General features: G+C 38.6%; 14 protein-coding genes and 1 riboswitch. Of the genes, 1 reads left to right on the top strand and 13 read right to left on the bottom strand.

What is annotated here, in order from left to right; genetic code table 11:
• Positions 1 to 2: 2 nt before the first annotated feature.
• Positions 3 to 180: riboswitch (cobalamin riboswitch) on the bottom strand.
• Between the two features lie 59 nt (positions 181 to 239).
• Together MKX57_RS05720 and MKX57_RS05715 are read right to left on the bottom strand one after the other, a co-directional pair.
• Positions 240 to 722 carry a DMT family transporter gene (locus MKX57_RS05720; RefSeq protein WP_342550835.1) on the bottom strand — a complete coding sequence of 161 codons (483 nt, stop codon included), beginning with the start codon at positions 720 to 722 and terminating at the stop codon, positions 240 to 242.
• Between the two features lie 65 nt (positions 723 to 787).
• Positions 788 to 1,090 (bottom strand): hypothetical protein, encoded by a 303-nt coding sequence (locus tag MKX57_RS05715; RefSeq protein WP_239355306.1) that lies wholly within the window; start codon positions 1,088 to 1,090, stop codon positions 788 to 790.
• Positions 1,091 to 1,360: 270 nt separating this feature from the next.
• Between MKX57_RS05715 and MKX57_RS05710 the strand changes: the two genes are divergently transcribed.
• Positions 1,361 to 1,756 carry a hypothetical protein gene (locus MKX57_RS05710; protein ID WP_089985387.1) on the top strand — a complete coding sequence of 132 codons (396 nt, stop codon included), beginning with the start codon at positions 1,361 to 1,363 and terminating at the stop codon, positions 1,754 to 1,756.
• Positions 1,757 to 1,805: 49 nt separating this feature from the next.
• Here MKX57_RS05710 and MKX57_RS05705 read toward each other — a convergent pair whose 3' ends face one another.
• The 11 genes from MKX57_RS05705 to miaB all read right to left on the bottom strand — a co-directional run bounded on the left by MKX57_RS05705 (position 1,806) and on the right by miaB (position 14,879).
• Complete coding sequence (locus MKX57_RS05705; RefSeq protein ID WP_025114024.1) at positions 1,806 to 2,108, bottom strand: rhodanese-like domain-containing protein; 303 nt, start codon at positions 2,106 to 2,108, stop codon at positions 1,806 to 1,808.
• Between the two features lie 97 nt (positions 2,109 to 2,205).
• Positions 2,206 to 2,436: an RNA chaperone Hfq gene (gene hfq / locus MKX57_RS05700; protein ID WP_025114023.1), complete on the bottom strand. Its 231-nt coding sequence runs from the start codon at positions 2,434 to 2,436 to the stop codon at positions 2,206 to 2,208.
• 97 nt (positions 2,437 to 2,533) lie between these two features.
• Positions 2,534 to 3,436: a tRNA (adenosine(37)-N6)-dimethylallyltransferase MiaA gene (miaA, locus tag MKX57_RS05695; protein WP_008182020.1), complete on the bottom strand. Its 903-nt coding sequence runs from the start codon at positions 3,434 to 3,436 to the stop codon at positions 2,534 to 2,536.
• Positions 3,423 to 4,340: an alpha/beta fold hydrolase gene (locus MKX57_RS05690; protein WP_089985385.1), complete on the bottom strand. Its 918-nt coding sequence runs from the start codon at positions 4,338 to 4,340 to the stop codon at positions 3,423 to 3,425. The genes miaA and MKX57_RS05690 overlap by 14 nt, the downstream gene beginning before the upstream one ends.
• A 3-nt stretch (positions 4,341 to 4,343) precedes the next feature.
• Positions 4,344 to 5,990, bottom strand: coding sequence for a glycerol-3-phosphate dehydrogenase/oxidase (locus tag MKX57_RS05685; RefSeq protein WP_043990821.1), 1,647 nt, complete (start codon positions 5,988 to 5,990; stop codon positions 4,344 to 4,346).
• Between the two features lie 18 nt (positions 5,991 to 6,008).
• Positions 6,009 to 7,502 carry a glycerol kinase GlpK gene (glpK, locus tag MKX57_RS05680; RefSeq protein WP_089985383.1) on the bottom strand — a complete coding sequence of 498 codons (1,494 nt, stop codon included), beginning with the start codon at positions 7,500 to 7,502 and terminating at the stop codon, positions 6,009 to 6,011.
• Between the two features lie 17 nt (positions 7,503 to 7,519).
• Positions 7,520 to 9,382, bottom strand: coding sequence for a DNA mismatch repair endonuclease MutL (gene mutL, locus MKX57_RS05675; protein ID WP_089985381.1), 1,863 nt, complete (start codon positions 9,380 to 9,382; stop codon positions 7,520 to 7,522).
• 15 nt (positions 9,383 to 9,397) lie between these two features.
• A complete protein-coding gene (gene mutS, locus MKX57_RS05670; protein ID WP_342532328.1) occupies positions 9,398 to 11,980 on the bottom strand; it encodes a DNA mismatch repair protein MutS in 2,583 nt (860 codons plus the stop codon).
• 127 nt (positions 11,981 to 12,107) lie between these two features.
• Complete coding sequence (gene cotE, locus MKX57_RS05665; protein ID WP_225316246.1) at positions 12,108 to 12,764, bottom strand: outer spore coat protein CotE; 657 nt, start codon at positions 12,762 to 12,764, stop codon at positions 12,108 to 12,110.
• A gap of 132 nt (positions 12,765 to 12,896) precedes the next feature.
• Positions 12,897 to 13,334 carry a RicAFT regulatory complex protein RicA family protein gene (locus MKX57_RS05660; protein ID WP_008178888.1) on the bottom strand — a complete coding sequence of 146 codons (438 nt, stop codon included), beginning with the start codon at positions 13,332 to 13,334 and terminating at the stop codon, positions 12,897 to 12,899.
• Positions 13,335 to 14,879, bottom strand: coding sequence for a tRNA (N6-isopentenyl adenosine(37)-C2)-methylthiotransferase MiaB (gene miaB / locus MKX57_RS05655; RefSeq protein ID WP_008178889.1), 1,545 nt, complete (start codon positions 14,877 to 14,879; stop codon positions 13,335 to 13,337).
• Positions 14,880 to 15,053: the final 174 nt, after the last annotated feature.

Below are 15,053 nucleotides of genomic sequence, written 5' to 3'. Positions count from 1 at the left end.
ATATCCACTTAAAGCAAATAGGCAGGTCTCCTGGCTTAAGTTCAACATTTCATAGTACCTTCCCAGCAATGAGCTAGTGGTCTTCACTATTAAACTCCCTTTTACAGTGGCGGGTCCGCTAAAGCTTTTCACTTTATTCCCTATTCTCCCTTAATGGGCACCTAATGCTTGTATTAAACTACTTTTAATCTACGACAGCATATTTCTTCTGTCAATATTTAAATGCGATACTCGTATGCCTATTCTTTTTCTAGCTCGCTTAGCAATGTTGACCCTAATAATAGGACCGCTCCTATTATTTGTAGATGCGTCATTTTTTCTCCAATAATCATCGTTGAAATGACTAATGATGTTAGTGGAGCTATATAGCTAAGTATGGCTATACTTTGCCCTTTCAGCTTTGACATGCCCCAAAAGAACAATAAAAATCCAACCCCTGCATGGACAATACCTAATGTCATTAATAATAGGACTGACTTAAAACTGAGTGTCATAACCTGAAACCCTGTTGTCCCAAGTATATAAAAACAAAGGAAAAAAGCTGCTAAAGATAGTTGAATAATTGTATTTTCCAGTTCTTTTAAGCCACATATACATTTATTTGTAAATGTTAGAGCTGTATAAAAGCATGCGGCGATAAGACTGTAGACAATGCCAATAAAATGTTTACTGTCTCCAGTGCCTTGACTTTGGACAATCAAAAATAGGCCAAAAATGGCCACACAGACATACAGTATTTTTCTGCTAACTAGCTTCTCTTTTAAGACTATTGGAGATAAACAGATTACTAGTACTGGTGCAAAATAATAGCTGAGTGCAGCATTAGCAATTGTTGTTTCTTAGCCTGAAATAAGAAAATCCAATTCCCACATAAGGCAACACTAGAAAGTATTAATCTCCACTTATTTTTGAGAATACTTCTTTTCGTTAAACTTTCCTTTATATAAATAAAAATCACTATCAAAAAACAAGCACCAATCAAACTCATCCAAAAAGCGATTTCACTTGAAAACAAAGGGATATACTTGGCAAAAACACCAACTGCGCCAAAAATAATCATGGATAATACAAACGCTAATTTTCCGCTCATTACAATTCCTACTTTCTACGTATAAGCATTAACCTACACAGTAGAATCTATTGAAAATGAGCAAACTGTTATTGTATGCCTTGACAGTAGATTCTACTGTCAAGACATTGTTGGGGGTGCTATTGAACGAAACATACAAAATCCCTCCTTCACCGATATAATTGTAACATATTTCTGAAAATTATAGAGTACGATTTATAGATAAAGGGAAAAGGAATCGCTAATTACTTCATAGGTATGGATAAAATTTTCTTTTAAGGAGGAGTTAGAATGAATGCAAGAGAATTAAGAAACGCTATTGCAGAGACTTGTGAAAATTATGATAGTCATTACGCTCAGTTAGTGAAACCGATTAATCAGTTATTAATGAATGTTGATGCTTCCATCAGTGAAGAAACAGCGTATGTCATTATGGAAAATTTGAAATTATTTTATAATGGAGATAAATACATGGCGGAATGTCATTTCGATGAGAGTGAAAATTTCTTAAAGGATGGCATTGAGCTTTTACAAAAGGGAGATCTTGCGAATGGCGCTTTACAAATATACGGTGCTGGTTTAAATTTTGCCAGCTATGCTTCAAAGGTTCGCGGGCAAAAAAATGTGAACCCGTACAAGAACTTTGAAAAAAACTTTAGCCTTATCATGGACTCACTCCAAAAATAAGCATATGAAAAAAGAAAGAGTATACACTCTTTCTTTTTTCATTATGTCATTATTTAAATTCTAATTCACCATCGTAAGCTAACATGCCGCCTTCTAGGTTTGTCACATCAAATCCTTGTGCCTCTAAATAAGAACAAGCATTAGCTGAACGACCACCAGCCTTACAAACGATAATATATGGCTTAGTTTCATCTAATTCCTCTAGACGTTCTGGGATTGTCCCAAGAGCAATATGCTGAGCACCAGGAATCATGCCATGTGCAACTTCATCCTCTTCACGTACATCAATAATATATAGGTCTTCATTTGCATCTAATAGTTCTAATAATTGTGTTGTTTCCATTGATTTCATCAAACTCGTCCTCCAAATATCTATTTCCTCTATCATTATAGCCTGTAGCAAAAAAAACAGCCAGTGTGGAGAACACACTAACTGTTTAACAATTTTTTTAAGCTTCTGTCTCTAAAAATTCTATTTGTTTAGCTGGAACGAATGTAGAAATGGCGTGCTTGTAAATTAGGTGCTGCTTATTTTCAGCATCCAATAATAAAACTGTAAAATTATCATATGATTTCACAGTCCCTTTTAACTGAAATCCGTTTAATAGAAATACAGTTACAAAAACACTGTTTTTACGTAGTTGGTTCAAGAACGTATCTTGCAAGTTGATTGATTTCATCAAATAGCCTCCCTACTAACTTTCTACCTCTTCATTCCTATAGTAGCACGTTCTACCAATTTATCAATTAGTAATTTTTAGAAATTTTTCTTTAATTTTATAATTGCTCATCTGTCATCACAAAATGGACATCCATTTTATTGCGGAAATAAGTAAGTTGCCTTTTCGCATAGCGGCGAGAGTTTTGTTTTAAGCTGTCAAGAGCGCCTTCTAGCGAACATTTACCATCTAAATAATCATATAATTCCTTATAACCAATGGCTTGTATAGACTGCACACCTCGGATATTTTGTTGCCATAGCCCTCTGACCTCTTCTAAAAGCCCATTCTCCATCATCAAATCGACACGACGGTTAATACGGTCATAAAGCACGTCTCGTGACATATTTTGACCTAGACCTAAGATCAAGTGATTATAGAGAGGCACTTCACCTCGATTTTGAGCTTCAGCTGCCTTCGATACACCGCTTAATTCTAGCATCTCTAATGCGCGAATGACACGACGTGTATTATTTGGATGAATGGCCTCTGCAGTTTGAGGGTCTAGTTGTTTTAATTTACCGTGCATGGCCTCAGGACCAAGCTTCGCTAATTCATCATAATAGGCTTGACGTGCTGCCTCATCCACTTTTTCATCAGTAAATTGAAAATCAAACAGAACAGCTTGTACATATAAGCCTGAGCCACCTACTATAATCGGTAGCTTATGACGAGCTTGTATGTCAGCAATTTTCGCTCTGACTAGCTTTTGATAATCGGCCACTGAAAATGATTCTGTCGGCTCCAGAAAACTTAATAAATGATGAGGGACTCCCTCCATCTCTTCTTCCGTAATTTTCGCCGTACCTATATCTAACCCTTTATAAACTTGCATGGAATCACCGTTAATGATCTCTCCATTATACTTTTTGGCAAGTTCAATACTTAATGCTGTTTTTCCAGAAGCAGTTGGTCCCACTATTGCTACAACCTCTGCCTGCTGTAATTTATTTTCTATCATATTTTTCTAACCACCGTAATAATAGTTGAAAGACTGCTTCTTGATTGTCTTCATTTAAAATTTCATGTCTCTTATCTTCAAATAAATAAACAGTGACATCCTCCACACCAGCAGTTGCTAATTGTTCTGCCACTGCGTACACGCCTAGTCCCTGTTCACCGACTGGATCTTGACTGCCACTTATCAAAAGTATTGGAAGATCCTTTCTTACTTTGGCAATCTCCTTTTTGCGATTCAATATTGAAAAGCCTGTAGTCAAATCTACAAAAAATTGATTGGTTGGAATAAAGCCACAATATGGATCATCTATATACTTTTGAACTTCTCCCTGTACGGAGCATAGCCAATCATAGGCAGTCTTCGGATTTGGAAACTGCTTATTAAAACTACCAAAACTTAATTGATTGAGGAGCCTGCTTTCTGTCTCTTTACCAAGACCTTTTGCTAAAGCCTTGGATACAATATTACCAATTGCATGTAAAGCTGTAACATTGCCAGTTCCACAGAGCACAACATTGTCTACCTGTCCCCCATACCGTTGGATATAGCGTCTCGTAATGAATGAGCCCATACTATGACCAAAAATAATGAGCGGTTTGTCAGCAACCGGTGCATGTAATTGAGTAATGACTTCATGTGCATCTTCTACAACACGTTCAAAGCCGTTATTTTCAGCAAAAAATCCTAAAGTTCCATTATAAGCAGCTGTTTCACCATGTCCACGATGATCGTGCATCGTCACTACATAGCCGGCATTTTGAAGCGTGTGAGCAAATGTTAAATAACGACCACTATGCTCTGCCATGCCGTGTAAAATATGGATATGTCCAATACATGTCCTTTTAGATTCTAGTGTTCGTGTGAATACAAAATGTCCATCCGACATTTGAATATAACGCTCCATCGCTTATTCCCCTTCTTTCACGAAAATAGTGGCATCCATGATGGCTTGATCTAATTCAGCCATATAAGCATTTCGTTGTTCCTCCGTATAATTCAAGTGTTGTTGCATCACTTGAAGCACTTGTTGCTTATAGAGCTTGACTGCTTCAATGTCAAAATATAGCATGCCAGTACGACGAATAAAGAAGTCACTTGGAGTATAGACCATTTCAGCTTCTAAGCCATATAATAGCATCGCATGTAAAGTAAGTGGCATTGTACTACCATGCTCATGTAAGTATTTTACACGATCAAATAAAGCATCCACATTCGTGCCATATTTTTGGACAAGTTGCTTGGCTTCATCATAATTTAAACCATACTGAACACCCTCTCGAGCTTTATAAGCAATATAATCTGGGAAATTGATGGCGTTAATACCCTTTGCTCCTGACAATGATAATTCTCGAGTGATGGATGCACTCGCATGCTTATAACGACGGGTTTTTACGATTTTATCTACAATCGATTCTGCCATTTGGCGGTAGCCTGTTAGCTTGCCACCTGCTATCGTCATTAAACCACTCGGAGCCGTCCAAATTTCATCTTTCCTTGAAATTTCTGAAGGATTCTTTCCTTTTTCATAAATTAATGGACGAACGCCTGCCCACGATGATTCAATTGTAGCTCTTGTAATATTGGCGGTAGGGAAAACTTTCTTTGCCGCCTCAACTAAATAGTCCACATCTTGCTGTGTTGCAACAGGATGTACTGGATTGCCCTCAAAGACAGTATCCGTTGTACCTACATAGGTTTTACCATCACGCGGGATTGCAAATGCCATACGTCCATCAGCAATATCGAAATAAACTGCTTGCTTTAATGGAAAATCTTTTTGATTCAGGACAATATGAACACCCTTCGTCAATCTTAATTGCTTATTATCAGCTACTTTATCCCTTTGTCGTACATCATCCACCCAAGGACCTGTAGCATTGACAATTTGAGCAGCATGTACATTCAACATGCGTCCTGTTAAATGATCTTCTACTTTAATTCCAACAAGCTTTTTCTTGTCGTAGATGAACTCCTTCATCTCCGCATAATTAAGACAAAGTGCCCCATATTCAACAGCTTTTTTTAATACTTCAATTGTAAGACGTGCATCATCTGTACGATATTCAACATAATAGCCTCCACCCACAAGTCCTTCTTGATTGAGTAAAGGTTCTAATGCTAATGTTTCTTGCACATTTAGCATCGTTCTACGTTCCTGTTTTTTGACACCTGCTAAACGGTCATAAACTCTTAAGGCTAGAGATGTTGTCATTGGGCTAAGGGAACCCTTTTTATATAAAGGCAAAAGCATTTTTTCTGGTGTTGTCACATGAACAGCATTGTCATAGACGATTTCACGTTCACGTCCCACCTCTGCTACAACTCCTACATCAAATTGCTTTAAATATCGTAGTCCACCATGGATGAGTTTAGTCGATCGACTCGATGTTCCAGCAGAGAAATCCTGCATGTCGATACATGCGACGGACAATCCCCTTGAGGCAGCATCCAGGGCAATACCTGCACCCGTAATGCCTCCACCAATGACTAAAACGTCAAAACTATAGTGCTCTAAATAATATAAAATTTTTGGACGATGCTCATATGAAAACATACCTTTTTCCCCCAATAGCTAAGATTTAAAAATTCGTGTTGCCTCTACAGCTCTTTGCCAGCCAGCATAAAGAGCTGTCGCTTGGTCTTTTTCCATTTTTGGCTGGTAGGTTTGACCATTTACCCACAGTGCTGATAAAACCTCTTGATTTGGCCAAAAATTTGTAGCAAGTCCTGCTAAATAAGCTGCACCTAGTGCTGTTGATTCATTGAGTTTTGCCAGTTCTACATGCAACTGTAAAACATCACTTTGGAATTGCATTAATAACTCATTTTTTACAGCACCACCATCTACACGGAGTACTTCAATAGGTGCACCGGCTGCTTCCTCCATCGCATCGAGTACATCCTTCGTTTGATAGGCTAATGATTCAAGTGTCGCACGGATGAAATGTTCTTTAGACGTGCCACGCGTTAAACCAAAAATGGCACCACGAGCATCTGTATCCCAATAAGGTGTACCTAGTCCAACGAAGGCAGGTACAACATAGACACCATCCGTATTGGCTACTTTTTTAGCATAGGTTTCTGAATCCTCAGCAGTCCGAATCATACGTAGTCCGTCTCGTAGCCATTGGATCGCTGAGCCTGCTACGAAAACACTTCCCTCTAATGCATAGGTCACCTTACCATCTATTCCCCAAGCAATTGTCGTCAATAACCCATTTTCCGACTTTACTGCCTGTTGCCCTGTATTCAATAACATAAAGCAGCCAGTACCATAAGTGTTTTTAGCCATTCCTTTTGTAAAACAAGTTTGACCAAAAAGTGCTGCCTGCTGATCACCCGCAATACCGGCAATCGGAATTTTTTCGCCAAAGAAAATACTTGCTGCCGTTTCAGTGTAAATTTCTGATGAATTTTTCACTTCAGGAAGCATCGACATCGGAATATCTAATAGCTGACAAAGTTCCGTATCCCATTGTAATTCATGAATATTGTATAGTAACGTTCGAGCCGCATTTGAATAATCGGTAACATGGGCCTTTCCCTTTGATAATCGCCAAACAATCCAAGAATCAATCGTGCCAAATAATAAATCTCCATTGTCAGCCATTTCACGGGCGCCCTCTACATGATCTAACATCCATTTAATTTTTGTGGCTGAAAAATAAGCATCTAGTCGTAATCCCGTTTTTTGCTGAAAAAGCTCCTCATGCCCTTGTTCTTTCAGGTCATTCACGATTTCCTGCGTTTGACGCGACTGCCAGACAATGGCGTTGTAAATAGGCTTTCCTGTATGTTTATCCCACACTACGGTTGTTTCTCGCTGATTCGTTATTCCAATAGCATGGACCTCACTAGCATCATGCCCACTTTCTGTTAAGACAGTTGCAATTACTGAAAGGACCGAACCCCAAATTTCATTGGCATTATGTTCTACCCAGCCAGCCTTCGGAAAAATTTGCTGAAACTCCTTTTGTGCTACATGAACAATTTCACCTTTTTTATTGAATAAGATAGCTCTTGAGCTTGTTGTGCCTTGATCAATTGCTAAAATAAATTCGCCCATTATTTTCCCCCTTTTCACTACATGACCCGTTTGAACATTTTCTCCACTTCATACGATGTAAAATGAATGAGCACTGGACGTCCATGTGGACATGTAAATGGATTATCAGCTTTGCGTAAATCTCTCAGCAATATTTCCATTTGTTCTTTCGTTAAATAATAGTTGGCCTTAATAGATTTTTTACAGCTCATCATAATCGCAGCGGCTTCACGTAATTTCTTTACATCTGCCTTTTTAGTCGTCAGCACCTGTTCAATTAAATCTTCAATAATTTCCTGTTCCTCACCTTTAGGGAACCAGCTAGGATGCTCGCGTACAACAAAGGAAGATTGTCCAAATTCCTCTAAGAATACGCCTATTGCTTCTAATTCATGTTTGTGTTCTCGTAATAAAAGTGCCTCATCGGCCGCATAATGGAATGTTAGTGGAAGCAGTAATGCCTGACGCTCATGTGGATTAACTTGTCCGACCTTTTCCCGGAAAAATTCATATTTAATGCGCTCTTGTGCAGCATGTTGATCAATTAAATAAAAACCATCCTCCATTTGGGCGACAATGTATGTGCCATGGATTTGCCCGACTACTTCTAGCTCAGGGAACGGTTCCTTAGCCATCTCATTTACTAATTCCTCATGTTGCTCCACAACAGTTACTTCTTCTATTTCTTCAGCCTGTAATGGCTGAATAGGCTGCGCGTAATCCTCCACAATAGTAGAAACAGGCTCTGGCTCTACTGTAGTTTCTCGATTGTTTTCTTGAACGGTTTGCACATCATATAACTTCTCTACAATTGCATTCATCTTCTCCACATCTATCTGAGGTGCAGGCTTCCAAATATTTAATTGCTCTGTAGCCGGCTTGACGATTTTTTCTTTTTTCTCCATTTGTGGTACGCGAATAACGCTACGTATTCTTTCACGGATAGTGTCTTCGATTAATTTTAAAAGCTCTGGCTCCTTACTTAAACGAATTTGATGTTTCGCAGGATGCACATTAACATCTGTCAAAAATGGATCTCCCTCTATATAAAGAACCACAATAGGAAAACGTTCAATCGGTAAATACGTATGGTAGGCATCAACAATAGCTTTCTGTACTAAATAATGCTTAACCCAGCGACCATTGACGAATAGAGACATATAATTTTTTGAAGCCCGCGTCACCTCTGGTAGGGTCACATAGCCAGAAATGCGATAATCGTGTGACTCCCCTTGGAATGACACCATTTTCTTAGCATTATGTACCCCATAAATGGCAGCAAGCACTTGTTGCACATCTCCTCGTCCATTTGTTTGGAGTAATATTTGACCATTATGCAATAATCGAAAAGCAATTTGAGGGTTACTAAGCGCAAGACGATTCATTAAGTCTATAGTGTGCCCAAGTTCAGTTTGAATAGTTTTCATATATTTTAAGCGAGCAGGTGTGTTAAAGAATAATTGTGATACCGTCAGATCTGTCCCTTTACGTAAAGGGCCGGGCTTATGCGTCAACATATGACCACCCTCCAGCTCTAAATGTGTACCGGATTCACCGTTCGATGTAATTAAAGTCATTTTTGAAACAGAAGCTATAGATGCTAATGCCTCACCACGGAAGCCCAATGTCCGAATACGAAATAAATCATGTTCTTGATGGATTTTACTTGTTGCATGGCGAGAGAATGACATGATGGCATCCTCTTCATCCATACCGCTACCATTATCAATTACTTGAATGGAAGTGAGACCCGCTTCTAGTAAAAAAACATCAATGGACGTACTTCCCGCATCAATCGCATTTTCTACAAGCTCTTTGACAACTGAAGCTGGTCTTTCAACTACTTCTCCTGCTGCAATTTTATTGGAGAGCCATTCGTCCATAATTTGTATGTTTCCCACTAACGAATCACTCCTTTATTTTTTCATGTTTAATAACTCTTGCTGTAACTCATATAAAATATTCATTGCCTGCATCGGTGAAGTTCCTAAAATATTAACTTTCTCTAATTTTTTTAACACCTCTGCCCCAGCTTCTGCCCCAGCTGGTGCAATTGGCTCTTCTTCAGTAAATAAGGACATTTGCAGTGGCGGTTCTACTATTTTCTGTGTTTCAGCCACTACTTCGTTCCCAGCCTCAAAGTTTTCCAATAGCACACGTGCTCTTGCCAAAATTTCTTCTGGTAATTGCGCTAATTGTGCCACATGAATACCATATGATTTATCAGCAGCACCTTTTTTCACCTTATGCAGGAACACAACCATGCCATTTTTTTCGGTCGCTGCGACATGTACATTTTGTAAGCGTGGTAAATCCTTTTCAAGAGCTGTTAATTCATGATAATGCGTAGAAAACAACGTATTAGCACCGATTTTGTCATGAATATATTCCATCATGGATTGAGCTAAACTCATCCCATCATAAGTAGAGGTACCACGACCTATTTCATCAAATAACATTAAACTGTTTTTTGTAGCATGCATAATGGCGTGTTGAGATTCAAGCATTTCTACCATAAATGTAGATTGCCCTGCTGCTAAATCATCAGCTGCACCGATGCGAGTGAAAATTTGGTCAGTAATAGGTAGCTTCGCCTTTTCAGCAGGTACATAGCAGCCCATTTGTGCCATGACAACAATTAATGCTACCTGACGCATATAGGTACTTTTACCAGACATATTCGGCCCAGTAATAAGCATCATATTATTCTGTTCTTCTAGCACACAATCGTTTGGTACATACATTTGCTTATTCAACATTTTTTCTACAACAGGATGGCGACCTTCAATGATTTCAAGCGCTCGTCCATTATGGAATTGTGGTTTTGTAAAACGATATTTTTCTGAGATGCTCGCAAAGCTTAGCAAAACATCTAACTCACTTATACTTGCTGCCAGTGCTTGTACACGTGGAATAAATTCCTTTAATGCATCTCGAATTTCTACAAATAGGTTGTACTCTAGTGTAAGGCTTTCTTCTTCAGCATTTAAAACCAATGCTTCTTTTTCTTTTAATTCCTGTGTAATATAGCGCTCTGCATTAGCTAGCGTCTGTTTGCGCTCATAACGAGTTAAATCCGCTAAATGGATATTCGATTTTGTAATTTCAATATAATAACCAAAGATGCGATTATAGCCAATTTTTAAGTTTTTAATGCCTGTTTTCAAACGCTCTTCTTGCTCGAGCTGAGCAATCCAATCCTTACCATTGCGAGCGGCATATCGAAGCTCGTCTAATCGTTCATGATAGCCGTCTCGAATCACATCCCCTTCTTTAATGGTAATTGGCGGATTATCCGTTATAGCATTTGCTAAAAGCTCCTCAACAGCTGTACATGTATCGAGAGCTGCTCCTAATTGTTGAAGTGTCTCCTTACCCGCACCTAATAACTGCTGCTGAATAGCTGGCACTTGGCGCAACGAATCACGTAATTGCGCTAAATCACGGCCACCTACATTGCCAAAAGCAACGCGACCAGCTAGCCGCTCTAAATCATATACCTGTTTTAAGGCAGTTTGTAACTCTGTTCGAACAAAATATTCTTCTAATAAATCAGTCACAATCGCTAGTCTAGACTCAATAGCTGAGCGTGTGGCAAGAGGCTGATGGAGCCATTGTTTTAATTTACGGCCACCCATTGCTGTGACGGTATCATCGAGCAACCATAACAGTGTCCCTTTTTGATCTCCACCGCGAATGGATTGAATGAGCTCTAAATTTCGCTTTGAGCTAGAATCAATGCGTAAATAATGTTTCATTTCATTAAACGTAAATGCTTGAATATGTGATAACGAACGCATTTGTGTTTTATCTATATAGGCCAATAATCGAAGGCATGAAATTTGTAGGGCTGATGGAACAGCTTCTACATAGCTAGCTGCTTTATCCACCGTCATTTCATCGGTTTCCACTGACAGTACAATGGCGGCATTTGCAGCATGTTCTGCTAACAATAACTGTAAACCATCCGTTACAATAAGTTCCCGAATACCATAGGCCTGCATTTGCATTAATAATGCTTTGCCATCGCCTTCAATGGACGAAGCCACGGCTTCACCTGTTGATAAATCTAGATATGCATAGCCAAATGTTGTGTCATCCAGTTGTTCGGCTGCTCCAATAAAATGATTGGATTTCCCTTCAAGTGTCTTACCTTCCATAATTGTACCGGGTGTGATGAGTTGAACGACTTCACGTTTGACCACGCCTTTTGCTTGCTTTGGATCTTCTGTTTGTTCACAAATAGCCACTTTATAGCCTTTTTGCACAAGTGTTTCAATATAATTTTTAGCCGAATGATGCGGCACACCACACATTGGAATTCGTTCTTTTGCGCCAGCATCCCGGCTCGTTAACGTAATTTCTAGAATTTGTGAGGCATTAATGGCATCCTCAAAAAACATTTCATAAAAGTCACCTAATCTAAAAAATAAAAAGGCATCCTTGTAATCTTCTTTAACCTGTAGATACTGTTGCATCATTGGTGTATATGTTGTCATATAAATATTTACCTCGCTCTTACCTATAGATAGTTTTATTATAACAAAAGATACATGCGAAACGCTTCATTCACCTTTTTTAAGATGCTAGCGTTTCGCATGTATCGAAAAATAATGGTTTCTAAAATTATCTTGGTCGTTCATCAGGAAACGATGATGACTCTAATACATACCTACCTTCTCCATCAGAGCTTGACGATGAGCTTGAGCTTGAGCTAGATGAGGACGATGATGATGAACTCTCATCATTAAGGCTCCAGTCTTCTTCATAATCTAGCGGATGTACACTAATACAAATTGTTGTTTCACCCATTACTTCCACAACCACTTCACGTTCTACTACAATTTCAAATTTCGTCCCACATGAAGAAATTACTGCTTCAATACAATTCGGTTCTTGTATTACCCGTACACGAACATCATCACCAACGCTAATTTCCCCTTCTCGATAGTGAAGCTTCACTTTGTCTTTATAGTGAATTGTTTCCGAAAACACAGCTGTCTTTGAATGATTACTATAGGCATACCATACATTGACATCAAATTTCCCTGTTACTTCTACAAATTTCCCGACTCTTTTAGCAGAGCAAGTATGGTTAATTACCCAGCATCCTAAAATACTTGTCGGTTTATTTGTTGGTGATAATGTTACACGCTCTTCCGTTCTCTTCTTCCCTTTGGCAACTACTGCTTTCGTCACGATTTGTCGTAAACGTTTCAGCGCAATTCCTCCTTCGACTCTTTTCACTCCATCATATGCAGGTAGCGCCCATTGGGTGAACATATATTTTAGAGAATTAAATGATTCCTCCACAACTCTTTTCAAAAGATGACTGCTATAGCGAGAGCATTCCCCCATAGAAATAAACATAAAAAAGCTCGAATGTTGTCATTCGAGCTTTACTTCTATAATCTGTTAAGAACAGCTACCTGGTTGAGAATTGTCTACATATGAACCCGTTTCACCACGTAGCACATCGCCACCTGTTGAGCGGATAATTTCATTTGTTACATTATTAGCGATCGTATTTGATACTAATTGCAATAAATCATTTACATCGCCTTGCGATTCTTTAAATTGTTGAACAACTGGGATGTCATTAATTTCTTCTTCGATTTTAGCAATTTTATCTTCTATCATTTTTAGCGCTTTTTCTTTTCCTAAGTGTTGGAAATTAACCGCTTGTTTTTGTAAACTTTTTAAACTTGCGATTCGTTCACGTACTTGTTGATTTTCGTTGATTTGAGCTTCTGCCTTTTTGAAAAATTCAACCTCTGGTGTATTTGCAATCATATGTGCAATTTCATGTGATTTTTTAATTAAATCTTCTTTTGTGAATAAGATTTGTGTCATTTACGCTTCCACCTTTTCATTTTTTACGACTTCCAAAAACTCACCAGTAAGTGAATAAGATGTAGTCTCTATAATTTTAACTTTTACTAATTGACCAATTACTTCTGCTGGTGCTTTAAAGTTAACCAGACGATTTTTTCGCGTATAGCCTGCTAGCACATCATCTCGTCGTTTACTTGTTCCTTCAACTAATACTTCGACAACCTCACCATTTAAACGCTCTAAGGCTTTGCGTGAATACTCACCCACCACTTCATTTAAACGTTGAAGTCGTTCCTTTTTCACCTCTTCAGGTACATTATCGACCATTTTTGCAGCCGGAGTCCCTTCACGAGGAGAATAGATATACGTAAATGCTGCCTCAAAGCCAACTTCACGGTATAGGGAAAGCGTTTCCTCAAATTGTTCCTCCGTTTCGTTTGGGTAGCCAACGATAATATCTGTCGTTAATGTTACTTCAGGAATTGCAGCTTTAATTTTTTCTACTAATGTCAGGAAATGCTCACGTGTATATTTACGAGCCATAATTTTTAAAATGTCATTAGAGCCAGATTGTACTGGCAAATGAATATGTTCTACTAAATTACCACGTTTTGCAAGTACTTCGATTAGTTGATCATCGAAATCTCGAGGGTGACTCGTTGTAAAACGAATTCGTGGAATATCAATTTTTCTTAAAGCATCCATTAAATCCCCAAGACGATATTCGATATCCTCAAAGTCTTTTCCGTAAGCGTTGACATTTTGACCAAGCAACATAATCTCCTGATAGCCCGCTGCCGCTAGCTCTCGGACCTCAGCAATGATCTCCTCTGGACGACGACTACGCTCTTTTCCACGTGTATACGGTACGATACAATACGTACAGAATTTATCGCAACCATACATAATATTAACCCATGCTTTAATGGAACCAAGACGTTTCTTCGGCAGATTTTCAATCACATCGCCTTCTTTAGACCAAACTTCTACGACCATTTCTTTCGACATATACGCTTCTTTAAGAATGTTTGGAAGGCGGTGAATATTATGCGTTCCAAAAACCATATCGACATGTGGATAGCTTCTTAAAATTTTATTTACAACCGATTCCTCTTGCGACATACAGCCACAAACCCCGATTAGCATCTCTGGGTTTTTTCGTTTATATTTCAACAGGAAACCAAGTTCTCCAAATACTTTGTTTTCTGCATTTTCTCGAATGGCACATGTATTCAGCAAGACGACGTCAGCCTCTTCAATTATTTCAGTTGGTGTGTAACCCAACTGCATAAAAATACCAGCCATTACTTCTGTGTCATGCTCATTCATTTGGCAGCCATAAGTACGAATGTAGAAAGTACGATCTTTACCCATTCCTGCAAATTGATCATCAATGCTAAAATCCTTATGGTATTTCACATCTTCTTTACCACGTTTTTTAGCATCTTTTAAGGAAGGTGCCGTAAAGACCTTCTCAAAATATTTACTGTAATCCTTTTCAGGCTTGTCTTCTTTTTTTGGTTGATTGACCTGTTGATTAGCTAAGCGTTGTTCCTCATTCATCGCAATCAGGTAACTCCTTTCAAACGAAATCCATGCACTTGAATTTCCATCTTACTATTATACTGAATAGTTGATACTTCCTACAAGGCTTGCGCTTCAAATGTCGTGGTTTCGACTTAATTACAAGTAGCTGAAAGGATAAATCCGTCCAATTTCAAGTTTTATCTTATCTAA

This window comes from Lysinibacillus sp. FSL M8-0216 (assembly GCF_038595555.1).
Classification (GTDB): domain Bacteria; phylum Bacillota; class Bacilli; order Bacillales_A; family Planococcaceae; genus Lysinibacillus; species Lysinibacillus fusiformis.
This window is presented reverse-complemented; position numbering and strand designations above follow the sequence as displayed.